The organism is Paenibacillus tyrphae (assembly GCF_027925525.1).
In the GTDB taxonomy this organism is placed as follows: Bacteria; Bacillota; Bacilli; order Paenibacillales; family NBRC-103111; genus Paenibacillus_G; species Paenibacillus_G tyrfis_B.
On sequence record NZ_BSDJ01000015.1, the window covers coordinates 1 to 24818 of the forward strand.

24 protein-coding genes are annotated in these 24818 nt (G+C 45.3%); 17 read left to right on the top strand and 7 right to left on the bottom strand.

Annotated elements, in window-relative coordinates; genetic code table 11:
* Window positions 1-50 precede the first annotated feature (50 nt).
* From dnaA to QMG93_RS18830, 9 genes are all read left to right on the top strand, one after another.
* On the top strand, window positions 51-1421 hold the full coding sequence (gene dnaA / locus QMG93_RS18790; RefSeq protein WP_281939098.1) for a chromosomal replication initiator protein DnaA: 1371 nt from the start codon (window positions 51-53) through the stop codon (window positions 1419-1421).
* Window positions 1422-1631: 210 nt separating this feature from the next.
* Complete coding sequence (dnaN, locus tag QMG93_RS18795) at window positions 1632-2774, top strand: DNA polymerase III subunit beta (protein WP_281939100.1); 1143 nt, start codon at window positions 1632-1634, stop codon at window positions 2772-2774.
* A gap of 17 nt (window positions 2775-2791) precedes the next feature.
* A complete protein-coding gene (gene yaaA / locus QMG93_RS18800) occupies window positions 2792-3007 on the top strand; it encodes a S4 domain-containing protein YaaA (RefSeq protein WP_036691741.1) in 216 nt (71 codons plus the stop codon).
* 99 nt (window positions 3008-3106) lie between these two features.
* Window positions 3107-4213: a DNA replication/repair protein RecF gene (recF, locus tag QMG93_RS18805; protein ID WP_216795429.1), complete on the top strand. Its 1107-nt coding sequence runs from the start codon at window positions 3107-3109 to the stop codon at window positions 4211-4213.
* A 29-nt stretch (window positions 4214-4242) separates the two neighbouring features.
* On the top strand, window positions 4243-4491 hold the full coding sequence (gene remB, locus QMG93_RS18810; protein WP_010502242.1) for an extracellular matrix regulator RemB: 249 nt from the start codon (window positions 4243-4245) through the stop codon (window positions 4489-4491).
* A 57-nt stretch (window positions 4492-4548) separates the two neighbouring features.
* Window positions 4549-6459, top strand: coding sequence for a DNA topoisomerase (ATP-hydrolyzing) subunit B (gene gyrB, locus QMG93_RS18815; RefSeq protein ID WP_281939105.1), 1911 nt, complete (start codon window positions 4549-4551; stop codon window positions 6457-6459).
* Between the two features lie 10 nt (window positions 6460-6469).
* The gene (locus QMG93_RS18820) at window positions 6470-7333 is read left to right on the top strand and encodes a polysaccharide deacetylase family protein (RefSeq protein ID WP_281939107.1); all 864 of its coding nucleotides are present in this window, start codon (window positions 6470-6472) and stop codon (window positions 7331-7333) included.
* A gap of 65 nt (window positions 7334-7398) precedes the next feature.
* Window positions 7399-9882 carry a DNA gyrase subunit A gene (gene gyrA / locus QMG93_RS18825; protein WP_281939109.1) on the top strand — a complete coding sequence of 828 codons (2484 nt, stop codon included), beginning with the start codon at window positions 7399-7401 and terminating at the stop codon, window positions 9880-9882.
* A 145-nt stretch (window positions 9883-10027) separates the two neighbouring features.
* Window positions 10028-11095 (top strand): HD-GYP domain-containing protein, encoded by a 1068-nt coding sequence (locus QMG93_RS18830; protein WP_281939111.1) that lies wholly within the window; start codon window positions 10028-10030, stop codon window positions 11093-11095.
* 247 nt (window positions 11096-11342) lie between these two features.
* Here the strand turns inward: QMG93_RS18830 and QMG93_RS18835 are convergent, their stop codons facing one another.
* Window positions 11343-11693, bottom strand: coding sequence for a helix-turn-helix domain-containing protein (locus tag QMG93_RS18835; RefSeq protein ID WP_281939113.1), 351 nt, complete (start codon window positions 11691-11693; stop codon window positions 11343-11345).
* Window positions 11694-12002: 309 nt separating this feature from the next.
* Here QMG93_RS18835 and QMG93_RS18840 point away from each other — a divergent pair, with 309 nt between their 5' ends.
* The 8 genes from QMG93_RS18840 to QMG93_RS18875 all read left to right on the top strand — a co-directional run bounded on the left by QMG93_RS18840 (window position 12003) and on the right by QMG93_RS18875 (window position 18066).
* A complete protein-coding gene (locus tag QMG93_RS18840) occupies window positions 12003-12668 on the top strand; it encodes a hypothetical protein (protein WP_054973038.1) in 666 nt (221 codons plus the stop codon).
* Window positions 12669-13131: 463 nt separating this feature from the next.
* Window positions 13132-13707 carry an SMI1/KNR4 family protein gene (locus QMG93_RS18845; RefSeq protein WP_281939117.1) on the top strand — a complete coding sequence of 192 codons (576 nt, stop codon included), beginning with the start codon at window positions 13132-13134 and terminating at the stop codon, window positions 13705-13707.
* 121 nt (window positions 13708-13828) lie between these two features.
* On the top strand, window positions 13829-14350 hold the full coding sequence (locus tag QMG93_RS18850; RefSeq protein WP_281939119.1) for a DUF4309 domain-containing protein: 522 nt from the start codon (window positions 13829-13831) through the stop codon (window positions 14348-14350).
* Window positions 14351-14596: 246 nt separating this feature from the next.
* Window positions 14597-14851, top strand: coding sequence for a hypothetical protein (locus tag QMG93_RS18855; protein ID WP_281939121.1), 255 nt, complete (start codon window positions 14597-14599; stop codon window positions 14849-14851).
* Between the two features lie 96 nt (window positions 14852-14947).
* Window positions 14948-15187 carry a hypothetical protein gene (locus tag QMG93_RS18860; RefSeq protein WP_281939123.1) on the top strand — a complete coding sequence of 80 codons (240 nt, stop codon included), beginning with the start codon at window positions 14948-14950 and terminating at the stop codon, window positions 15185-15187.
* Window positions 15188-15289: 102 nt separating this feature from the next.
* A complete protein-coding gene (locus QMG93_RS18865; protein WP_281939125.1) occupies window positions 15290-16009 on the top strand; it encodes a tail fiber domain-containing protein in 720 nt (239 codons plus the stop codon).
* 1185 nt (window positions 16010-17194) lie between these two features.
* Window positions 17195-17563, top strand: coding sequence for a hypothetical protein (locus tag QMG93_RS18870; RefSeq protein WP_281939127.1), 369 nt, complete (start codon window positions 17195-17197; stop codon window positions 17561-17563).
* Window positions 17564-17811: 248 nt separating this feature from the next.
* Window positions 17812-18066, top strand: a complete 255-nt coding sequence (locus tag QMG93_RS18875) for a hypothetical protein (RefSeq protein WP_281939128.1) — start codon at window positions 17812-17814, stop codon at window positions 18064-18066.
* A 138-nt stretch (window positions 18067-18204) separates the two neighbouring features.
* Here the strand turns inward: QMG93_RS18875 and QMG93_RS18880 are convergent, their stop codons facing one another.
* The 6 genes from QMG93_RS18880 to QMG93_RS18905 form a co-directional block, all read right to left on the bottom strand.
* On the bottom strand, window positions 18205-18957 hold the full coding sequence (locus QMG93_RS18880) for a DUF4097 family beta strand repeat-containing protein (protein WP_281939129.1): 753 nt from the start codon (window positions 18955-18957) through the stop codon (window positions 18205-18207).
* Window positions 18958-19010: 53 nt separating this feature from the next.
* Window positions 19011-19703 carry an ABC transporter permease gene (locus tag QMG93_RS18885; RefSeq protein ID WP_281939130.1) on the bottom strand — a complete coding sequence of 231 codons (693 nt, stop codon included), beginning with the start codon at window positions 19701-19703 and terminating at the stop codon, window positions 19011-19013.
* A complete protein-coding gene (locus QMG93_RS18890) occupies window positions 19696-20619 on the bottom strand; it encodes an ABC transporter ATP-binding protein (RefSeq protein WP_281939132.1) in 924 nt (307 codons plus the stop codon). The genes QMG93_RS18885 and QMG93_RS18890 overlap by 8 nt, the downstream gene beginning before the upstream one ends.
* Window positions 20620-20774: 155 nt before the next feature.
* Window positions 20775-21710, bottom strand: coding sequence for a HAMP domain-containing histidine kinase (locus QMG93_RS18895; protein WP_281939134.1), 936 nt, complete (start codon window positions 21708-21710; stop codon window positions 20775-20777).
* A 1-nt stretch (window position 21711) separates the two neighbouring features.
* Window positions 21712-22401: a response regulator transcription factor gene (locus QMG93_RS18900; protein WP_281939136.1), complete on the bottom strand. Its 690-nt coding sequence runs from the start codon at window positions 22399-22401 to the stop codon at window positions 21712-21714.
* A gap of 345 nt (window positions 22402-22746) precedes the next feature.
* Window positions 22747-24798, bottom strand: a complete 2052-nt coding sequence (locus QMG93_RS18905; RefSeq protein WP_281939138.1) for a serine hydrolase domain-containing protein — start codon at window positions 24796-24798, stop codon at window positions 22747-22749.
* Window positions 24799-24818: the final 20 nt, after the last annotated feature.

Genomic DNA, 24818 nt, shown 5'->3' on the forward strand with positions numbered 1-24818 from the left:
GGTCGCGGCTTAAGCCATACCGGTTATTTTTTTTAAGGAGTGAATAGATTGTGGAAAGCCATCCCAACGACCAGTGGCAGCAAGTTCTTTCCATATTGCAAAAAAGGGTGAGCAAGCCAAGCTACGAGACGTGGCTGACTTCCACAAGAGCCGTGGCATTCAACGATTCCACGGTCGTCATCTGTACCCCCAACAACTTTTCCCGGGAATGGCTTGAGAACCGGTATACCAAGCATATAAAGGAAGCCGTATTCGATTACTGCGGCAAGCAGGTCGAATTAAAGTTCATCATCGAGTCCGAAGATGAAGCCGATTCGTTCAGCCGCTCTTCCTCCCCATCAACCATTCCTGCAAGCGCGCCGCGAACCGCCGTTTCCGAGGAAACGGTCAGCCACATGCTTAATCCCAAGTATTTGTTCGATTCGTTCGTCATCGGATCGGGTAATCGCTTCGCTCATGCCGCTTCGCTCGCGGTCGCCGAAGCGCCGGCCAAAGCATACAACCCGTTGTTTTTGTACGGTGGCGTGGGGCTGGGGAAAACGCACTTGATGCACGCGATCGGCCATTACGTGCTTGAGCATAATCCGAGCGCCAAGGTCGTCTACATCTCGTCCGAAAAATTTACGAACGAGTTCATCAATGCGATCCGGGACAACCGGGGGGAAAGCTTCCGCAACAAGTACCGCAATATCGACGTGCTTCTTATAGATGATATTCAGTTTATTGCGGGAAAAGAATCGACGCAGGAAGAATTTTTCCACACGTTTAACGCGCTGCACGAAGAGCGGAAGCAGATCATCATCTCCAGCGACCGGCCGCCGAAGGAAATTCCGACGCTCGAAGAACGGTTGCGCTCCCGCTTCGAATGGGGGCTCATCACGGACATTCAGCCTCCGGACCTAGAGACACGGATTGCCATTCTGCGCAAAAAAGCGAGAGCCGAAAACCTGGATATTCCTAACGAAGCGATGGTCTACATAGCGAACCAGATCGATTCGAATATTCGGGAGCTGGAAGGCGCCTTGATTCGGGTGGTCGCTTACTCGTCTCTTATTAACGAAGACATTACGTCGCATTTGGCGGCGGAGGCGCTCAAGGATATTATCCCAAGCAGCCGTCCGCGGGTGATCACGATTCATGACATCCAGCAGAAGGTCGGCGAATTTTACGGCTTGAAGCTGGAGGATTTCAAAGCGAGGAAACGAACCAAAACCGTGGCTTTTCCGCGGCAAATCGCCATGTATCTGGCCCGCGAGATGACTGATTTTTCGCTGCCGAAAATCGGCGAAGCGTTCGGCGGACGCGATCATACGACCGTGATTCATGCGCACGAAAAAATATCCGAAGCGCTCAAGGCCGACCAGGAATTATATAAAATCATCCAGAACCTTACCGAAAAAGTGAAAAACGTGACGATGTAACGATTGGCGTCTAATTCACAGCCCTCAATCCACAACTGAATAAAGGGGAGCCTATGCACACACTTATTCACATGTGGATAGGCTCTCTTTTTGCCTTATTCACGCAGTTATCCACATATCCCGAGGCCCTACTACTATTACTATAAAAAAACATGTAATATAGAGGTATATGCGCGACTCTCCCATTTTAGAACCCGTAGGAGTGAAATTATGAAGTTAACCGTACTGAAAGAATTTTTAAATGAATCGATTCAGCACGTTTCCAAAGCCATTTCCAGCAAAACGACGATTCCCATTTTAAGCGGAATTAAAATAGACGCCGACTCCACCGGTATCACGCTGACGGCCAGCGATACCGACATTTCGATTCAAAGCTTCATTCCCAACGAAAAAAACGAGCTGCAAGTCATCGATCTGAAGCAATCCGGCAGCGTTGTGCTCCCTTCCAAGTTTTTCGTGGAAATTATCCGCAAGCTTCCGGCACAGCAAGTCGAGATTGAGGTCAAAGACCATTTCCAAACGACGATCCGTTCCGGTTCTTCAGAAATTCAGCTGGTCGGACTCGATCCAGAGGAATACCCGATCATGCCGGGCATTGAAGAAAACAAACGGATTCAGATCCCGAGCGATCTGCTTAAAACGATGATCAAGCAAACATCGTTTGCCGTGTCAACGAACGAAGCGACGCCGATTTTGACCGGAGTGTTGTGGACAATTTCAAACGGGAAGCTAAAATTTACTGCCTGTGACCGGCATCGTCTGGCTTCCAGGGAAACGACCATAGATACCGACGTCGACCTTTCCCTTAATAATGTTTCCATATCTGGGAAAACTTTGAATGAGCTATCCAAAATTCTACCTGATCAAAACACGCTGATCGACGTCGTGTTCGCCGAAAATCAGGTGCTATTCAAAATGAGCTCGATTCTTTTCTATACCCGTATTTTGGACGGAACGTATCCGGATACGTCGAAGCTCATTCCGCAGGCGTATCAGACCGAGCTGGTTGTCAACACAGACAATTTGGCGGACGCGATCGACCGCGCCTACCTGCTTTCGCGGGAAGAAAAAACGAATATCGTGAAGCTCATCATGCACGAGGACCAGACCATTGAAATTTCTTCGAGCTCGTCCGAGCTGGGGAAGGTCACCGAGGATCTGACGACGGCCAGCCTTACTGGGGAACTGCTGCGTATTTCGTTCAACTCCAAATATATGCTGGATGCGCTCAAAGTCATGGACAGCGAGCAGATTCATATCGGTTTCACCGGTGCGATGCAGCCGATCATCATTCGTCCCGACGAAAATTCGAGCCTGCTGCAGCTTATTTTGCCGTACCGGACTACAGGCTAAAGGAGTGCCTTTCAAGGATGAAAAATATCGGCATTCGCACTGAATATATTACGCTCGGGCAATTTTTGAAGCTCGCCGACTGTATTTCCACCGGCGGACAAGCCAAGAGCTTCCTGCAGGAGGCTACCGTCATCATCAACGGCGAGCCGGATAACCGCCGCGGCCGCAAGCTGGTGGCCGGCGACATCGTCAACGTTGCGGGCTGCGGCGAGTTCCAAGTCATACAAGAATAAAGCCCGGCATATGCTTTCGAAGTTGGCATTGTTACGCAAAGCCCAAGCACATGCTTTCGAAGAAGGCTTTGCTGCGCAAAGCCCTTAGGAGGAACTCTTTTGCAGTTAAAACGGCTTTCATTGCAGCATTACCGTAACTATGACCAGATGGAATTCCAAACCGACAACATGGTCAACATCATTGTCGGACCGAACGCACAGGGCAAAACGAACCTGCTCGAATCGATCTTCGTGCTCGCGTTAACCAAATCCCACCGGACGCATCAGGATAAAGAGCTGATCCGGTGGAACGCTTCCTCCACGCTGCTGCACGCCGAAGTCGAAAAGCGCTACGGCACGGTGCAGCTCGATTTATCCATATCGCAGCAAGGCAAAAAGGCCAAGGTGAACGGGCTGGAGCAAAAAAAGCTCAGCAATTTCATCGGGGCCTTAAACGTCGTTATGTTTGCGCCTGAAGATTTGGAGATCGTTAAGGGCTCTCCCGGTGTCCGCAGGCGCTTTCTCGATATGGAGATCGGGCAGGTTTACCCGGCCTATTTGCACGACCTGTCGCAATACAACAAAATATTGCAACAGCGCAACAATTACTTGAAGCAGCTGTTTTCCTCGCCGGGCAAAGCTTCCATGCTGGACGTGTGGAATGAGCAATTAATGCAGTTCGGTGTTAAAATTATGAAAAAACGTCAAAGCTTTATAAAGAAGCTGCAAGCATGGGCCGAAAAGATCCATGCCGGCATTACGAACGGCTCCGAGCAGCTTCGCATCGAGTACGACTGCGCCTTGTCCCACGCGCTGGAACAAGAAGACGCTGTTTTATTTGACCATTTTATGATAAAGTTATCACAGGTGAAGGATCAGGAGCTTCGCCGGGGCGTGTCGTTGGTCGGGCCGCACCGCGACGATCTGCGATTTTATATCAACGACAAGGAAGTGCAGACGTTCGGCTCCCAAGGGCAGCAGCGGACGACGGCTTTGTCGCTTAAGCTGGCCGAGATCGAGCTGATCCGCGAGGAGGTCGGCGAATATCCCCTGCTCTTGCTCGACGATGTGCTCTCCGAGCTTGACCGCTACCGCCAAACCCAGCTTATCGAGACGTTTCAACGCAAGGTCCAAACCTTCATAACAACCACTGGCATTGAAAGCATAGATTTGTCAAAACTGGAAAGCGCTTCTGTGATTCACGTTCGGGACGGAAGCTTGACATAGATAGTTTTGCCGATAAGGAGTGGGCCAGCGTGTTTATCCATTTGGGCGGAGAAAAAATTATTCGCGCCGCAGAGCTTGTCGCCATTTTTGACCTTTCCATTGAGAAATCATCGAAAATATCGAAACAATTTATAACGTATGCCAATAAAGACAAGAAGGTGGAAGTCATCGGCGAGGAGGAAAGCAAGTCGCTCGTGGTGACCCAGACGAAAGTATACTATTCTCCGATTTCGTCCATGACCTTGAAGAAACGGGCTCATCATCTGTTAACGAACTAGATCTTTGAAACGCTTCGTAAGGAAGCTTTTCTTAATTACGGAAAAGTGGGTGTCTGCATGTCTGTGAATCCAGGTACAACTTATGATGAAAGTCAAATCCAGGTGCTTGAAGGTCTGGAGGCCGTTCGCAAGCGTCCGGGGATGTACATCGGCTCAACAAGTAGCCGCGGCCTTCATCATCTGGTCTGGGAAGTCGTCGACAATAGTATAGACGAAGCTTTGGCAGGATACTGTACGAGAATCCATGTCATCGTTCACCAGGATAACAGCATTACCGTTATCGACAACGGACGCGGTATTCCGGTCGGCGAGAATCCGAAGCTGAAAAAATCGACGGTTGAGGTCGTCCTCACCGTGCTTCATGCCGGCGGCAAGTTCGGCGGCGAAGGCTACAAAGTTTCCGGCGGTTTGCACGGGGTAGGCGTATCCGTCGTGAACGCCCTTTCCAAGAAGCTGATCGTAGAGGTCAAGCGTGAAGGCAAGGTGCACCAGCAGGAATACCGTTACGGTGCTCCGCAACAAGAATTGCAAGTGATCGGCGAGTCCGATGAAACGGGGACGAAAGTAACGTTTTGGCCCGATGAGCAGATCTTCACGGAAACGACGGAGTACTCGTACGAGACGCTCCAATCGCGGATTCGGGAGCTGGCGTTCTTAAATAAAGGCATCGAAATTACACTGACCGACGAACGAACGGACGTATCCCAATCGTTTTTCTACGAAGGCGGGATCATTTCGTTTGTCGAGTTTTTGAATCAGCACCGGGAAGCGCTGCATCAGCCGATCTATGTCGAAGGGCAAAAAGACAACATCCAGGTGGAAATCGCCCTGCAATACAACGACAGCTATACGGAGAACATTTATTCGTTCGCCAACAACATCAACACGCACGAAGGCGGTACGCACGAGTCCGGCTTCAAAAGCGCATTGACGCGCATCTTGAACGATTTTGCGCGGAAATTCAATGCGATTAAAGACAGCGACGCCAATTTGACCGGTGACGACGTGCGTGAGGGAATTACCGCGATTATTTCCGTCAAAATTCCGGAACCGCAGTTTGAAGGCCAGACGAAGACGAAGCTCGGCAACAGCGAAGTTCGCGGGATTGTCGAGTCGCTTTTTGCCGAGAAGCTGCAGGAATTTATGGATGAAAATCCGACCATAGCACGCAAAATCATCGAAAAAGGCGTTCAGGCGCAAAGAGCCCGGGAAGCCGCGCGGAAAGCGCGCGAGTTGACACGCCGCAAGAGCGCGCTCGAAGTCAGCTCCTTACCGGGTAAGCTGGCCGACTGTTCCTCCAAGGACGCTTCGATCAGCGAAGTGTATATCGTCGAAGGGGACTCCGCCGGCGGCTCCGCGAAGCAAGGACGCGACCGGCATTTCCAAGCCATTTTGCCGCTGCGCGGTAAAATTCTTAATGTGGAAAAAGCACGTATGGACAAAATTTTGTCCGACAACGAAATTCGGGCTATTATTACGGCGCTAGGTACGGGAATCGGGGAAGATTTCGATATTGCCAAAGCGCGTTACCATAAAATCATTATCATGACGGACGCCGACGTCGACGGCGCCCATATCCGGACGCTGCTCCTGACGTTCTTCTACCGCTACATGCGCAAGCTGATCGAAGCCGGCTACGTCTATATCGCCCAGCCGCCGCTTTACAAGCTCGAACGGAACAAAACGGTGCGCTATGCGTACAACGACAAGCAGCGGGAAACGATCTTGTCCGAATTCGGCGACGGCGTCAAAGTGAATATTCAGCGTTATAAAGGTTTGGGCGAGATGAATCCGGAGCAGCTGTGGGAGACGACCATGGACCCGGAAAGCCGTACGATGCTCCAGGTCAGCATTCAAGATGCGATCGAAGCGGATACGATGTTCGATACGCTGATGGGCAGCAATGTCGAGCCGCGGCGCGACTTTATCCAGCTGCACGCCAAATTCGTCCAAAACCTGGATATTTAACGGCTTAGCCATGCGAAATATGAAAAAATACGGCTTGTTGTGGCTGCTCGCGGCAGTCGCTTGGCTGCTGCTCGTCCCGGGCATGTTCCATGGACGGGGAACGGACGTCTGGTACACAGACCGGGTAGCGGTCATCGCCTATCACCATATCGACGATCACACGCAGGGCGACGTTACGATAACGACGGCACGCTTTCGCGGCCAACTGACCGATCTGCTGCAGCGGGGATACCATTTCATATCGCTGCAGCAGTTTCGCGATTTTATGGCCGGCGGGCAGTTGCCGCCCAATGCTGTGCTAGTCACGTTCGACGACGGGTACCGGAGCTTTTATACGAATGCTTACCCGATCTTGAAAGAACTGAATATTCCTGCCGTGAACTTTGTCATTACGAAAGATCTTGAGCATCCCGATCAGAGCCTGATTCCCTCGCTTTCCAGGGATCAGATCCGTTTTATGACCCGGGAAATGAAAGATATCGACGCCCAGTGCCACTCGGATAGTCTGCATGACCGAGCGCCTGACGGAGGGCCGTTGTTGACTTCCCGGCTTCCTAAGGATGGCGGCGCCGAAGATCTGCCGCAATTCGAACAGCGGATTACGGATGATACAAAAGCATGTGTCAACAAGCTGAAGGAGCTTTATGATCGTCCGGTGGATGCCTATGCGTATCCATTCGGCTACTATGACGAGCAATCGATCGCTTTGCTTCGCAAGGCAGGCATTCGTTACGGTTTTACGACGGCAAGCGGCTTGACCGGCCGGGATGCGGACCCGATGCAAATTCCGCGCATTAACGCAGGCAGTCCATTTGTTAAAGAGAACTCATTGAATAATTTAATTATTAAATCGATTTCCCGTAAGTCTTCATAGCAACGTTCTTATACCTTTTTATAGCAGTAGTTCTTAAGAGCAGATAGCATGTAGGAGGGGTACACATGTCGGAAGAATCTCGTTCGCAGATTAGAGAAATCGATATCGGCTCGGAAATGCGCACCTCCTTTATGGATTACGCAATGAGCATCATTGTCAGCCGCGCTCTGCCGGATGTACGGGACGGGCTTAAGCCGGTGCATCGCCGTATTTTGTATGCGATGTCGGAGCTGGGTATGGCGCCGGACAAGCCGTATAAAAAATCCGCCAGGATCGTCGGCGAAGTCATCGGTAAATACCATCCGCACGGCGACTCGGCCGTTTATGAAACCATGGTCAGGATGGCGCAGGATTTCTCCTTGCGCTACATGCTCATTGACGGTCACGGAAACTTCGGCTCCATCGACGGCGACATGGCTGCGGCCATGCGTTACACCGAAGCGCGCTTGTCCAAGATTGCGATGGAGCTGCTACGCGACATCAACAAAGAAACGATCGACTTTGTGCCTAACTACGACGGCGAAGAACAAGAACCTGCTGTCCTGCCGGCGCGTTTTCCAAACCTGCTGGTAAACGGTTCGTCCGGGATCGCGGTCGGTATGGCAACCAATATTCCGCCGCACAATATGATCGAGGTTATTAACGGCGTTCAGCAGCTGATCGAAAACCCTGATGTGACGCCGCTCGATTTGATGCAATCGATCAAGGGCCCCGACTTCCCGACTGGCGGCTATATTATGGGCCGCGAAGGAATCAAGCAGGCGTATGCGACCGGACGCGGTTCTGTGACCATGCGCTCGAAAGCGACCATCGAAGAAAACGGCAATAAGGCACGGATTATCGTGCACGAGCTGCCGTATCAAGTGAACAAAGCCCGGTTGATCGAAAAAATCGCCGAGCTGGTCCGCGATAAAAAAATCGACGGCATTACCGATTTGCGCGACGAATCCGACCGCAACGGGATGCGTATCGTCATTGAACTGCGCCGTGACGTCAATCCAAATGTCGTGCTGAACAACTTGTACAAGCAGACGGCGATGCAGTCGAACTTCGGCATCATCATGCTTGCGCTTGTCAACGGCGAGCCGAAAGTGCTCAACCTGCGTGATATGCTGTTCCATTACTTGGAGCACCAGAAAGTCGTTATTCGCCGTAGAACCGAATACGATCTTCGTAAGGCGGAAGCGCGTGCGCACATCTTGGAAGGACTTCGCATCGCCTTGGATCATTTGGACGAAGTCATTGCCTTGATCCGCGCGTCCCGTACGACCGAAGAGGCCCGTGACGGCTTGATGCAGCGTTTCAGTCTCAGCTTCGATCAAGCCCAGGCGATTCTGGACATGCGTCTGCAGCGCCTCACCGGGTTGGAACGCGAGAAGATCGAAGAGGAATATGCCGAGCTGCAGAAGAAAATTGCCGAATTCAAGGCGATTCTTGCCGATGAAAGGCTCGTTCTGAATATCATCAGCGAAGAGTTGAACGAAATCAAAGAGAAATTCGGCGACGACCGCCGTTCCGAAATTACGATCGGCGGAGACAGCATCGAGGACGAGGACTTGATTCCTCAAACCGAAGTTGTCATTACCATCTCGCATACCGGTTATATCAAGCGACTGCCGGTATCGACATATCGCAGCCAGCGCCGCGGAGGCAAAGGCGTGATCGGGATGGATACGAAAGACGATGACTTTGTGGAACACCTGTTCGTAACGAACTCGCACCATTATTTGATGTTCTTTACGGACAAAGGGAAAGTATATCGTCTCAAGGCGTACGAAATTCCGGATCTAAGCCGTACCGCACGGGGAACGCCGATCATCAACCTGATTCAGATCGAACAAGGCGAGACGATCAATGCGGTTATCCCGGTCGAAAGCTTCGATTCCGACAAGTATTTGTTCTTTGCCACGAAGAACGGCTTGGTGAAGAAGACGCCGCTTGACGATTATTCCAATATCCGCAAGGGCGGACTTATTGCCGTTACCCTTCGGGAGGACGACGATTTGATCGGCGTCAGGCTGACGGACGGCAACCAATCGATCATTATGGGAACGAAGCAGGGCATGTCCATTCATTTCCCTGAACAGGAAGTAAGAGCGATGGGCCGGGCCGCCACCGGCGTCAAAGGGATTCAGCTCGACGAAGGCGATGCGGTCATCGATATGGATGTCGTGCATGAGGATAACAGCGTGCTGATCGTCACCTCCAAAGGGTTCGGTAAGCGTACGCCGATTTCCGAGTACCGTCTCCAATCCCGCGGCGGAAAAGGGATCAAGACGCTTAATGTGACACAGAAGAACGGCCCGGTTGTCGGTCTCAAGATTGTTCAGGAAGAAGAAGACCTCATGATCATTACCGCATCGGGAACCGTTATTCGGACCAGCATGTCCGGCATTTCGCTCATGGGCCGTAACACACAAGGGGTCAAGCTCATTAACATTCGGGAAGAGGACGAGGTATCGACCTTGGCTCGTGTGGATAAGAGCGAGGAGCAGCCAGAGCTCGAAGAGGGCGAGGAGTCTTCGGAAGGCCAGGAAACACAAGAATAACAAATGTTTTAGACGAAGATGAGAAGAATGGGGCTTACATCCCCATTCTTTTTCGTTTATAATAATAAATATATGGGTCTAAAGTATTATTTTTTTGAAATCAATGATCCGCGGAAGCTGACAAGAGGTAAGGTGAGGGAATCCCATGGTAACCGTTCCTGTTTCCCAATTGAAACCCGGCGAAAGAATTATCGAGAATGTGCTCACCAAGTTTAACAATATTTTGTTCATGAAAGGAAAAATCGTATCGGAACGCGATCTGGATATTTTGCGGGCATTCCTCATTCCATCCGTTCAGATCGAATCCAAAGACGGTGAAGCGGAACCTGCCGCGCAGGAAGCGACGTCTGAGGAGCAGGCCGACAACGTCCTGCCTTTTCATGAGCATTATCATAAAATGCTGCATTTGCTTCGCCGCGTATTTAATACTGCCGCATCGGGAGGGCATAATCCGCCGATTCTGGAAATTCGCACGACGCTCGAAGCGCTTATTAAAAATATTGACCAATATAACGTGCTGACGTTCAATCCGCGTCACTTTCAACTGAATGATTTTATTTACCATAACAGCATTATGGTTAGCCTGACCTCCTATCTTTTGGCCAAATGGCACGGGTTGTCTTCCAAGGAGTTAATGCAGGTTGCACTTGCCGGATTGCTGCATGATATCGGCAATGCCAAAGTGGATGCCGCTATTTTGTTCAAGCCAACCAAGCTTACGGCCGAGGAAGCCGAAGATATGAAGCGGCATACCGTTATCGGCTATAACATGTTGAAGCTTGTTCCGGCAATCAACGAAGGGGTCAAGCTGTGTGCCCTCCAGCATCACGAGCGGGAGGACGGCTCCGGCTATCCGCTTGGCATTCATGGCGACAAAATTCATGTGTATTCCAAAATCGTAGCTGTCGCCGATATGTTCCACGCTATGACGAACGACCGTTTTCACAAAAAGGCTGTCTCGCCATACCTTGTTTTGGAGCAGCTTCAAAAAGAGTCGTTCGGCAAAATGCAGCCTGCCATCGTTCAGACATTTATAAGCAAAGTAACTGCATTCCACAATGGTATGCTTGTCCGGCTGAATGATAACTGCGTTGGCGAAATCGTATTCTCCGACCGTACGCATCCGACGAGACCATGGGTTAACGTGAACGGCAAAATCATCAATCTTACGGTAGAACGTCATTTGCATATTCAAGAGGTTATTCAGAAATAAAGTATTTTTGGATCAAGTCTTGACTTTTAATTCGATTATATGTTACATTAATCTTCGCCCCTCGAAGGGCGAGGGCTTTTTTTTTCTCTTGCATCACTTGGTAGAAAAAAAGTACTTGCAATCGAATAGGCAAGTGTGATATATTAATTAAGTCGCCGCTAAACAAGGCGATAAACGACTTCAGGGAACATAAAGATCTGGGTTCAGCCATTCAAGCTTATCTGCGATGGCGAAATAAAAACAAACGTCATGCTGCTATTTTACGTGAGCAAAACAAGATCAAGGTTGTCTGATGAGGCACTAGTGATGGCTTCTCACTTGACAATACATCTTGCAGAACTTCATATAACACTTCCGTTCGATTTTCTATTGTGATGTAGCATTCTATCAGTTCTTGGTAAGCTTCGGGGAAAGCACTCGTGATCGCTTTAACCGTTTTAAATTCAGGACGCTTGGTCGATCCTTTTTCGAGTTTTTGAAGTACAGGTTTACCCACACCCGTTAACCCCTCAAGTTCTGCATATGTCAAGTTTTTCTCTTTTCTAAGTTGGAAGATGATATCGGAGATGGTTTTATTGTGATTTAACATATCCACCATTACACATAACCTTCCTTTTTATTCTATTATTTTACATTGGTTAATTATAGCGAAGTCGGTTTCATCTGACAATGAACTGTTTATTTCGATAATCGCCTAATTCTTACTTGAAATACAGCGATTCGATAAATTTTTACAAAGTAGAAGCGATTGCTTGGAAATCACTGTAATTACTTTGCTTATATCAACTAATCAAGGGGATAAAAAATAGACAGCTATCCCTATCCCATATTTTTCATAATTATGATATTTTTAGATTGTTCAATTTGATGCGCACAAATTGTTCAGAAAAAAACGGGAGGAATATCCATGAAAAAGTTTTGGAAAGTATCTGCAAACGCCGTTCTCGCCGCTGCGCTCGTCAGCTCCGTCGCCTTGGTGACACCTGCACAAGCTGCTACTGTGTCGCAAGATTTCAGCCAAGTTCAGGTTGACAAAAACCTGAAAAACAACGTGTTGACGAACATTTCCGCCATGTCTGCATATATTACAACAGGGGAAGATGGCTTGCTTCACATTGACCAAAACGCTGTCAATGTCGTAGGAAAGGAAACTTTTGAGGTCTACGAGAGAGGCGTCGCTTCACTAAATAAAGCCATTTCTGTTGGAGATATTAAGGTCGCTAATGGAACGCTTGTGGTTGATAAATCCCAGCTAACGATTCCGAGCGGTTCTCAGATTTCGCCAGCGGCCTATGGTAGCTTTTATTGGTGGGGTTACGCACTGACTTTGACTCAACAAGAATCCGCTAACCTCGCATATAATCTAACGCAATCCGGTACCGTAATGGCAGCGGCTGCGGCAATTTCTGGTTTGATCCCTACTCCTCCGACAAAGCTTGTGCAAGCTATCGCTTATGCCGTGTCATTGGGTGTTGGTCTTCTTGCCAACAAAATCAATTTTGAAAATAAAGGAAATGGTGTTACACTGAATATACACTATGTTGGCTTCATCAATGTCACTTCAAACCCCTAATGACAAGGAGGTGAACGAGTGATACTCTCAGTAACAGCCGTGATGATATGCATGATACTGGGATATTCGATTTTGTCTCTTTTGGCTCTGAAATTTATACTGAAAAGATTTTCCGTGAATGTTCCTTTCATTGTATTTTCTTTTATCCTCATCGGGCTTGGGCTCTTTCAGCAAATTCAACAGGGAAGAGTGATTCCCAGCACAAATTTCATTTTGATTCTGATTGCTGGCTTTGCGCTGCGGATGATATTTGCGAAGAAGTCTAAAAAAGTAAACTAAAAAGTTTGCTTTCCCCCGTCAGCTATGCCGACGGGGGTTTTTACTATTGTGCCGGTTGCTCGGATGCCTTCCTCAGCTCATTCGCCGGCCAGTGAGTATAAATTATGGGTATGTTAATTGAGGTTTTAATTCCTTTGTATGCGGATAAACATTATCAATTTACGAATTGGTGGAATTACGACATATGAACAAAATTATATATCTGACCTTGAGAAGCTTAAAGGCTCGTTTAGCGAAACAACCGATCCTATGGGTTCAAAGAGGATTGGGCTATGTTAAACCTTGTACATGCGCCTTTTACAAAGCCGCTACGCCAGATCAAATCTATAGCTTTGTAAAAGAGACAGGCTTTTTCTTGCCAACAAGTTACATAGATTTCTTAAAAATGCACGATGGCGCGATATTATTTCAAGACCAGTCCGAGTATGTTGAATCTCCTTGGTATATTTTTGGCTTGGAGGAAATTATCGAATACTCGGAACAAAATGAACTGCCTCCTAACCTGTATGCTATTGCGAAGTTTAATCAAACTATTATTTTTGTTGATTCGTCGCGGGTAAAAGAGGGAAGGGAAGACTACTTATTTGAAGGCGCAACTATTGGCCATGAATATGAAGCAATTAATCTTAATTTCGAATTATGGTTTGAAAGACTTATTGTTTCCCAAGGTGCATATTTCTGGTATTGGAACAATTATTCACCAAAAAACTATCAGCCAGAAGAGATTTCACTTGATGAGCTAAATGAAACGGAAGAGTAGTAAAGTCTGAAAAGTTTGAAAGCACCTCCGCCAGCTGGTCAAAACCCCAAATAGCGGACATTGAAATTGGTCTGTTCATATGATATGGTTTATTTTGTAAATAAAGGAGTAGGAAGACCATATGAGACAATGTAAAGTTGTTTTTATGGCCTGTGCATTAGCACTTGTTTGGGGATGCAGCCAACAGCAACCTGTAACGGACTCCACTAAAAACGAGCAGAAGGGGCAACCAAGTCAACAAGCGTCCTCTGTAGATCGTCAAAAAAATGAACAAAATGAAATTTGGAAATTGGCTGCACAGGGGAAGTTAAAGGGAGTTGATCTTTCAGTTAAGTCAACTAAGAGTGAAATCATTAAGAAATATGGGAAACCACTGGAGACTGGAAGCTCAGAATATGGATTTCAACTTAGGTATGATGGCTTTATATTTGAATTTCCAAATAACTTCGTCGTTAAAGATGGTCAAAACGAAAAACTGGTAACAATCTTAAAATTGGAGGAGCTTGAAGAGTCTAGTCAAGCAACTTCTATATATGTTAAACCTATGGTATTGGATTGGAAAGGAACCACCTCCGATGTTAAGAAATTTTTGGAGAGCCTGACCAATTTGTCAATGATCAAGCATACGGTGGGTGGCATCTGATATATACTATCGAAAATTCAGGAAAGACTTATCATTTAACTTTTAGTGCTGATACAGAGAACGGTGAGATCAAAGAGATTAAATTGTCATAATGATAGATGGCGTAAGCCTGGAAGCACCAGCGAAGGCCCCCTGCCAACGTAGCTGATGGGGGTATTGATTGTTATATACGCCTTGCTGCTGGTACTCACATGTCATGGCTTACTACAACACCAATTAATTCCTTTCAAAAGGGAGGGTGACAAGGTGATACTCTCGGTCACAGCGATCATGCTATGCATGATGCTGGGGTATGCGATTTTGGGGCTTCTGGTTCTAAAATTCCTGCTGAAAAGGTTTTCGGTAAACGTCCCTTACATTGTTGCTTCTTTCATTCTCATGGGAATTTTGCTCTTTCAACAGGTTTATCAAGGAAAAGTGATAATGAGCAGCATATTCATTATGGTTTTAATTGCTGCATTTGTATTGGATATGATGAAGCAATCTAAAAAAGTGGGCTAAATAACTTGCTTTCCCCGTCGCTATGTCCCCACCTTTATACGTGGGGATTTTTTAATTATTAGTAATATTATGTATTAAGGAAAGGAAGTGATGAATATGAGCAGGAGAACGGCTGGGGTTATTCTTTTAGCTATTTCTGCTTTTCTTACAGGAGTCAAATACTTAACCGCATCGATTTATTCAACATCATCGCCTGCCACTGTTTATGGCCCAGATTCTTTCAAACAGTGGTTAGATTATGTAGGGGGGAATTTAACCACTTACAGTATAATCACTCTAATCGTCGGAATTATTTATCTGATTCTTGCTGAGATTTATGATTTCGACAAAAAATGAGCTTTTAGGTTCTGTAAAGAAAATTTTTACAATATATTGGTAACGTGGCTTTTTTTAATTTTGGGATGGTTAAAATAACATTCTTAAAGAGGAGGAACACAAATGCCGAACTTAGTGGGTGACTCTAATACTCAAAATGTTCCTGCAGTGTTTGGTAATAATACCGATGGTGGTACAGGTGTATATGGGCAAAGCATAAATGGATGGGGTACGTCGGGCCGTAGTGAAACGAGTACGGGTGTAGCTGGGTTAAGTACAAGTGGTACAGGTGTGGTCGGAGGAAGTCAAAATGGAACGGGTATACATGCGAATAGTTCAAAGCACATCGCCCTTTACGCTGAAGGAGGCGGTGTCCCACCAGTTTTAGTTGTTAAACATATTGGGTCAGGGCCTCTTATCACTGGCTTGGACCGAGAAAGTAATCAGGTCTTCCGGTTTTTTAATAATGGCGACGTCTCGACAGCAGGTAACGTCTGGGCACACGAGGTTAAGCTCACCAGTGACAAGAATGTTAAGAAGAATTTCTCGAGCGTCAACACACTCGAGATTCTTAACAAATTAGAAAGTATGCCAATTCAGTCTTGGAGCTATAAAGATGACACGTCCAGTGAGCGTCACATTGGCCCGACTGCTCAGGATTTCGATGCCACTTTCGGATTTAATGGTGATGATGATACACACATCTCAAGCATAGATTTGCATGGCGTAGCCTTGGCTGCTATTCAAGGTTTAAACGAAAAACTTATAGCTGAAAATGCTGAGTTACATATGAATTTAGCTAAACTTGAGGCACGTCTTTCTGCGCTTGAGTCCAAGGGCTAAACCAAATAAAGGAGTTAAGAAAAAGGACCGGAAAATGGTCCTTTTTCTTTTGATGAAATATCAACATAAGTATTTAACAGAGCTTATTTGTAAAAAAATAGTCCCCAAATTCTTAATAAACTTGTTATGTAAGCATGACATGAAAAGAATATGCTTTTTTAAATTTTATTGACAAGCATGGACAGACACGAAATTTGGGTAATCACGTAATTTATATAAAATCTAAAGGGGGATGAACATTTGAAAATATATTGTAGACATCCGTTTAATACGACAGCACGAGTCCAACGGACTAAAGATTGTCTAATTAATCCCGATGACCCTAATAATAATCATCCGGGTGCGAGAGACTATAATTTTCCTGGTATGCCATATGGAGAGCCTGTTTATGCCATGGAATCTGGCGTAGTAGCTGATATAAGGCGAGGTAGACAACATTGTGACACTGCGAACTGCAAAATGCAAGCTAATAATGTTGTAATCCAAGCAGTTGATGGGGATAGGTGGTTTACTGAATATGCTCATATAACACCAGCTCCCATATATCCTCCTTATTTACTTAATCCTCGGTATCCTGGACATATTGGACAATTAAGACCTAGACCGCTAATGATTGGGCACAGAATCCAAGCTGGGCAACTAATTGGTTGGGTGGATAACTCCGGCTATACGGTGGGAGACCAAGCTCATCTTCATATTTCACGATTTCAAAATTTAGAACACGATGGAAAATCAACTTATGAATCACTTTCAAATTATATCGGACATACTTGTGATTGGCGTATAGCCCTTGTCGATACACATTACGTACCATTAGAGTGTATGTCACATTCACCTACCCCTGGCCATCCTCATCCATGGCACTTATTACCTTGACACAGGCTCAATTCAAATTGAATATTAATATTAAATTTTTAATATTCGTAATAATTTTAATTTTAGAACTTATTTTCGCTAACCTTACATCTCCAGAATTTCCAATATAACAGTATTAAAAAGGTTGGGGAAAATCAAAATGAAGGAGTTACCGGAAATTAGAGTTACCACATCAGGTGAGCCCACACCAGAAAATTTGAAGAAGCTTGCCGACTATTTAGTTCAAGTAGTGCAACAACAGTAGCACTGCTTTTTTATTTGTTTAAAAAGTTGTATTCAGTTACAAAACAAACAGGACATGAACCACTATTGGAAATCGAGCGGCAAATGGAACAGCTAAAATTTGACCTCAACGGGTTGGTAAACCTGAAGATCCGGGATAAGATTGACGAAGCAGTGTACAATGAAGAAAATACCAGAATCTCGGGCGAGCTGAACGAACTTCGACAAAAGAAATCCCTGCTGGATAAAGATAATGACCAAAAAGCCCAAATCAAGGAACGTGTCGATGAAATCATACAAGTACTACGCTTACGGCAAGAATTACTCGAACAATTTGACGATAGCCTATTTCATGCGCTGGTGGAGAAGATAACTATTCTCTCGCCAGCGCATTTTGTTTTTACTTTAAAAAGTGGGATGGAGATAACTGAGTTAGCGAATTATTCGATAATCTGACGAGTGTAAGGCGGGGTAAATGATTCGAATCCCGTCTTGAACTCCTTGCATATAGAGCCAATCTTTTTCGATATTATGCTTGTGGTTTAGTGTATCCTCCCACTCACTCAAAAGAACGAGTAGACCATCATCTGCCAAGCTTTGTTGCAGGAGAACTACCAGTAAATAACTTCAACTGCATAGGTCATGCTATGAAGCGACACCAAACAATTAATGTAATATAATGACAATAAAAGGAGGGATGCAATATGTTTGGACCAACAGCGCTAATCATCGGATTTCTTTTATTGTCTGCATTGGTTATCGTACTTGGTGTAAAGCTTGTACTGAGAAGTAGTCCCAAGAAAGCTGACTTGGTGCTGATAGGCATTACATTCCTTTTCATAATTGCGGCTGCAATTTCTTCTTTTTATGGGAAACTCAATACAGGAATTCCAATTTTCCTACTCTCAATTGCGTTAATTGTGATTGGAACAAGAACTTATAAACAAAAATCGAAGTAATGAATGAAAAAGAAAAAAGGAAGGCAGACTTTGGTCTGCTTTCCCCAGGCTGTTCTATTGTTCTAGTAGCGGTTCCGATAATTTGGACACCAAGTACAAAAATATATCCTGCATGGTAAGGTCGGGTGAGGCCTCTTTTCATTTTTTGAACAGAATGTCGCCCGTCTCTGTGGAAATGTTGAGCGTTGCACTCTCGGATTGAGCCTCACCCACATATCCATGAAGTTCATTGGAAACAACCGTTTTGGTATTTGTTGCTTTTTCAAGAGAAACCTGATTATCAATATTCCCTAGTTTTGCTGATAGACTTACATTTAGAGGTGCTAATTGATTAGGTAGATCGAATTCGACTTTACCAAGGTTAGTAGATATGTTACTACTTTTCTTGCCAATTACATCCTTTACGGTGATGTCGCCGGAGGTACTGGTGCTCACATTTAAGTGTTGGACCGACAATTCTGACTCAACGGATATGTTGCCAAGTCCGTTATCTATCTCAAGGGAGTTGAAGTCTTTATAAGGAAGACGGATTGTTAACGATGGCAATGGCCCCATATTTATGCTTATCTTTTGTTTCTGTTTAAGCATAATCAGTAATGTTCCATCTTGGATCGACGTAGTCACGTCGGTATCTTTTGAATTGTCCTTGGATAGTTCCCATTCTGCTTGATTGATTTGTTTGTCGCCTATGACTGTAACTGTAGCAACGTCACTCTTGATTTTTAGGGAATGAATGTTTTTTACATCAATTTGAGAATTATCTCCTTTTACTGAAGAGTTTTGCTGGGACGAACTTGGTGTACTAGTGACGGAGGATTCTTTCGTACATCCGGCGAGTACGATACTGGCAGCGGCCAGGAGAATCATAGCTAACTTCATGTTGTTATTCAAAATGTTTATCTTCCTTTCTTCTGCATGAGATGTGTTGAATATACTCTCCCAAGTTAACGAATATCGATTTGATCAATTTTGCGAATCGCCATGTATCCGACCGCTATGCCAATCGCGGCTAGCAGAATTGGAACGATAATAATGTCATTCAAGCTGAATCCGCCACCGTCCGAGCTGGTCAGCAATACCATGATGACGGAGGATACAATGGTCGTCGGAATAGAATATTTGCGCATCCCGAAGTAGAGCGGAATCAGCGCCGTGAAGCTTGCTGCCAGCGCATAGAAGCCTGATTTCGCAGCATGCTGCAACACGAGCGTCAGCGTCAGTTCATCCGATACGAAATGTGTGAATGAGTTGACGACAATATACAACGTACTTAAAATAATCGTGGAAGCCACGATACATAGAAAGGTGAACGCGATCACGACCATAAGCTTAGCCGCAATGACTTTATGACGTTTGATCGGGTACATGAACAAGACGGTAATCGTCTTATGATTGAACTCATCGATGACGAATCGCCCCAGCAAGACGGCCGCGAAAATAGTAAATGTCACTCTCACAAGTACACCTATCTTAGAAAACACGTTGCTATAATCTTCAAATACGTTTATGCCGTTCATCTTCGGCGAATAGCTTACCAATATCATGAATCCGAAAATGATCAGAGTAGCGATCACGGCGCCGCGTATATACCCCATAATCTTAAATTTTCTTAGCTCCAGCTTCATCAAATTAAGCATGTACTCCACCTCCATTCAACACTTGCAAAAAGTAATCCTCTAACGAGCCGCTTCGTTTATGAATCGAATCAATAACCACTTCGTTCATGATCAAGGTTTTAGTAATTTCGCTTTGCGCCATATGCTGGTCATAGATTCGTATGAATTGATTGTCGATGACTCGGATATTGTTCAATTGAAGTTTATCCGTTAAGACATAAGCAGCTCGGCTGCAATCCGTCGTCATGATCTCGATGTAATTCGTCGTCTCGCCGCGAATTTCGTCCATCGCAATCTCTCGCAGTAACCGACCGCCTTGAATGACGCCAATTGTATCCGCAATTTGCTCGATCTCGCCTAGAATGTGACTGGAGATCAATAGCGTCGTGCCATATTCCTTGCACAACATGCGGAATATGTCTCTTAACTCTTTGATCCCTAGCGGATCGAGTCCATTGATCGGTTCGTCGAAGATAAGCAGCTCCGGTTTGGTCGTAATAGCACGGGCGATCCCCAGGCGCTGTTTCATCCCGAGCGAGAAGGTCTTTACTTTCTTCTTGCCCGTATCGACCAGATTCACAAGTTCCAGCGCTTCATCAATCGCCTTCTTGTTGTAGTACCCCATATAATCGCAATGCAGTTCCAGATTCTCGCGGGCTGTCAGCTTATCATAGAACACCGGGTATTCAATAATTGTTCCCATGCGTCCCAGAAGATGATAGGAATTCGGCGTTACCTTCTCTCCAAATATCTCGATCTCCCCACTCGTCGGCTTGACGAGATTCGTAAGCATCTTCATCACTGTCGTTTTTCCTGCGCCGTTGGGACCCAAGAATCCGTAGATTTCGCCTTTCTTCATATTCATATTGACATTCGAGACGACTTCCTGCCCTTGAAAAGTCTTGGTCAATCGATTCGTTCGTACGATATGCTCCATACTCTTTTCTCCTCTCGCTCTCTCATAACTATATCTTACAGGACGTACTCTTCTTTTTTCTTACTTCACTCTTACGAATTTCTTAAGCGGACTCTATTTGCGATGATGCTCATGAAAAAACTCATGAAATGAGTTAACCCTCCTCAATTCATGAGCTAGTATTGTACTTTTTTCAATTGAACGGTAAACACCGTTAACTCATAAGGCTTGCTGCGGAGGTGGATGGACCCGCCCATACTCTCCACCAACCGCTTCGTAATGGTAAGACCCAATCCGCTGCCTTGATAGAACTTATTCCGCGAATCTTCCAGCGTATACATCCGTTCAAACACATGATCGATATGCATCGCATCAATGCCCTTTCCCCGGTCCCATATATCCACATAGACAGAAGATTCATCTTCCCGGAGCGTCAAACCGAGCTGCTTGCCGTGATTGCCATATTGAATGCTGTTCGAGATCAGATTGTTCAGCACGCGGTGCAGCGCCTCATCATTACCGAAGCCATAAATCGGATGATCCGGGATCTCGATATGGACGAGGTAATCTTGCTCCGCAAGAATGTCGTAATAAGCCAGAATCGTCGTGCCGCAACGTTCATTCATGAGAATTCGGGTCATCGGCATATCTTGATCCCCGGACTCCAGCTTAGCCAAATCGAAGAAATCATGAATGAGCACCAACGTCTCTTGGGTTTTGACATACACTTTGCCCAGCAGACGTTCGCGCTCCTCTGCATGCATCGCCGGATCGAGATGGAGCATCTCAATATAACCCAGTATGACGGTCAAGGGAGTCCTTAGATCGTGCGAAATATTCGATACCATCTTTTTCATCGATATTTCCATTTTGGCATAGTTAGAGTACATCTGATGCTGCGCCTCCAAGAGCCGGTTGATCTCCATCAGCAGCGCTTTGAACTCCCGGTCGTTCGTCATGAGCAATAACTTCTCATGGGTAGCGAGGGATGATATGCGTTCGATCTCTGATCGTAACCGGCGCAATTGCTTGCGGTGGCCCGCGCAATTAACAGCCAGATATATGACTAAACAGATAAGAATCGCGATTATCATCAATAGAATGAGGGTCATCTTAGCGACCTTCCCACTTGTAGCCAATACCCCATAGCGTCTTAATATACCGCGGCTCTGACGGGTTATCTTCTATCTTGTCCCGCAGCCTGCTCATATGAACATTAATGACGTTCTCGTCGCCGTAATACTCATCGTTCCATACCTTCGCGTAAATTTGGGCTTTCGTAAAGACGCGATTGGGATGCGCTGCGAATAGTCGCAGAATCTCGAACTCTTTGGATGTCAATTTTATCGGCTCCTCGTGCTTGAAGACGGCGAAATTATCGAAATCGATCCGTAAATCGCCCATGCTCAGGATGTTATGCATCGGCGCAACCTTCGTCTCAACGCTAGCGTATTGCGTCGCCCGCCGGATGATCGCCTTCAGTCTCGCAGACAATTCGATCATCGAGAAAGGTTTCTCAATGTAGTCGTCTGCACCGAACCCGAGGCCTAACGCCTTGTCGATGTCGCTGTCCTTCGCGGACATAATCAAGATCGGCACATGGCTGTAAGCCCGAATGCGGCGGATGACTTCCATTCCATCGATCTTGGGCATCATAAGATCGACGAGTAACAGATCAAATTGCCCCTGCGCCTGCTCGAATTTCCGAAGTCCCTCGTCGCCATCCCCGGCAACGGTCACCGCATATCCTTCTTTCGTTAAATAAGTCTCAACCATTTCTACAATGGCTTGATCATCTTCCATAATGAATATCGAATGATTTATAACGAACAATCCTCTCTACGCTTTGCTATGACTTTTCATTTCATTAGTATAACAAAAAAGTACCGTAAGCTCATTATAATCCGATCATCCCAAAACTGAACCGATTACATTAAAAAAACATCATTCACATTAAGAGTACCGGTATTTGTAAATAACTGAATAATTCAATAGATACCCCTGTTAAAACAGATATATAGATTGTACTTACTGAATTCATCATACATGGAAGAGGGCTGCTGTATTCAAAAACGCCCTGAAACGAAAAAAACAATCCCTAAACAATATATTGTCTAAGGATTGTTTGTTTAAAATGTACGGAGAAATCTATTTATTCTTCAATTCAATTTTAAATACATCACCCGCTTTTCCGCCAAAAACGATCATCCCACTTTCAGGCAGTACTACCGAATGATTGTTAGTTGCCTTGGAGAAGTTGACAACCATTCCATTCTTATCGTAAACGACAAATCCCCCACTTACCGGAGTCTTAACGTTCATGACTCGATTGGCTGATTTTTCATCAATTTTATACCATATAGCCTGACCATTGGATGGTATGATGCAGAATGAATCATTCCCTTCATAAATGGGTTGAACAGCATCTTCATTGATATAGGAGAATCCATCAATCTTTAAATACTCCGTATGTCCTTCTTTATAAAAGTTGAGATCAAATACATCTCTTCCGGCCATAATCGGAATTTGGATAGCATTTACTGCTTGATTCTCATTAACAATTTTAGTTCCATTTGCGTATCCATGGTCCATATCAACGGATATTTTCTTAGATATCATTGGCGCGGCCAGATAAAATATAGAATTTATCTTTTCATCCACCGCATAATAACTTTTTCCGTTTCTATTTTCCCATACCTTTTTAGTTGTTTGTTGGAGTGGATTGGAATCCAGCTTTTGATAGGCATAGAACACCATCATGGACTGACCTAATCCTTCGTTCGTATAGGCGTTAAGCTTCACATATGTTTTTCCATTTGTTTGTTTGTCAAAGCTTAATGTTGCACTGCCATCTTTGCTTTTGAATTGTCCATCGCCCGTATACACATATGTTTGTTCGGGTATCGACCCTCCGTATTGTGCAGGTAAATCAATCTCTCCGTCCTTAATCTCTATATTTATGGTTGAATCCTTTGTACCATATAATCCAGCATAAGAAAGCAATTCAGACGGCATGTTCACCTTCAAGGCAGGTTTAAATGTTTTCTCGGGTAGAATTTCCTTAATATGCCCCTGGTCTTTTAAGTATTCTAATAAAACTTTAGTTACAAATGTACCATTGAATCCTGAAGACCCTCCTGAAGAAAGCACAGCCATAGAAATATGATGTTCTGGTAGTGCAATCAAGAAACCGTGATAATTAAGGGTGTCTCCACCTTTGGATAATGCCGTTATTCCGTAATCATCAAACTCTGGCAAGCTAACCGTGTCCCAACCAAGACCATAGTTAAAGGCGTTCGTTTTTTCAGGAACCCATATTCCTCTTTTATATTCAGGACTTTGCATGGCTTTGGCTGATTGTTTAGATAGAACGTCCGTTCGATCACCCATTAATATTTCTGCAAACTTAGTTACGTCTTCTGCAGTTGAGTAGAGCCCGCCTGCCCCAAGGGTGTTAACATTCTCAATGGGTAAAGCCTGATTCATCGTAGGGAAGTAAATTTTGGTTAACCTTTCTCTATCAAATTGATCACGTGGTGTTTTAGTTGAGCTTAAATTCAGAGGCGTGCTCACATATTTCGCAAGGAATTCGGTATAGCTCATACCGCTCACTCGTTCAATCATGATTTCAAGCAGACCAAACCCATCGTTACAATAAACGGAGAATTCACCTGGATTTGCTTTTAAATGTTCTGATTGTAACTTGGTCAATAATTCATCGTGGACTATTGTATCATTGTCATCAAATAACAAACTATTCGGATAGTGAGAACCGTAAAGCCCTGACGCATGATTCATTAACATACGAGGTGTAATTTTTTTATATCTTTCATCTGCCATTTTGAAGTCTTTGATATACGTTGTAAGTGGTTTATCAATATCAATTTTATTAGCATCAGCTAGTATCATCGCTGCAGCAGATACATGCATTTTACTTACCGAACCTATACCAAACATGGTGTCTTTGGTGATCGGAGCTTTGGAAGCTTTATCATATACACCCGCGTTATCTGATAAAACAATGGATCCCTTATCCATAATGGCATACTGCACACCACTTGCACCAGAGACAGAAAGGAGCTTCGAAGCCAGCACCTGTGCCCTTTCTTTTACAGTAACCGGATCCGTTCCAGCAAAAGCAGAGGTGACCGGTATGGTAATAAGCATAGCGGTCATTACTACAGAAACCATTTTCTTCATTATTCATTCCTCCTCGTAAT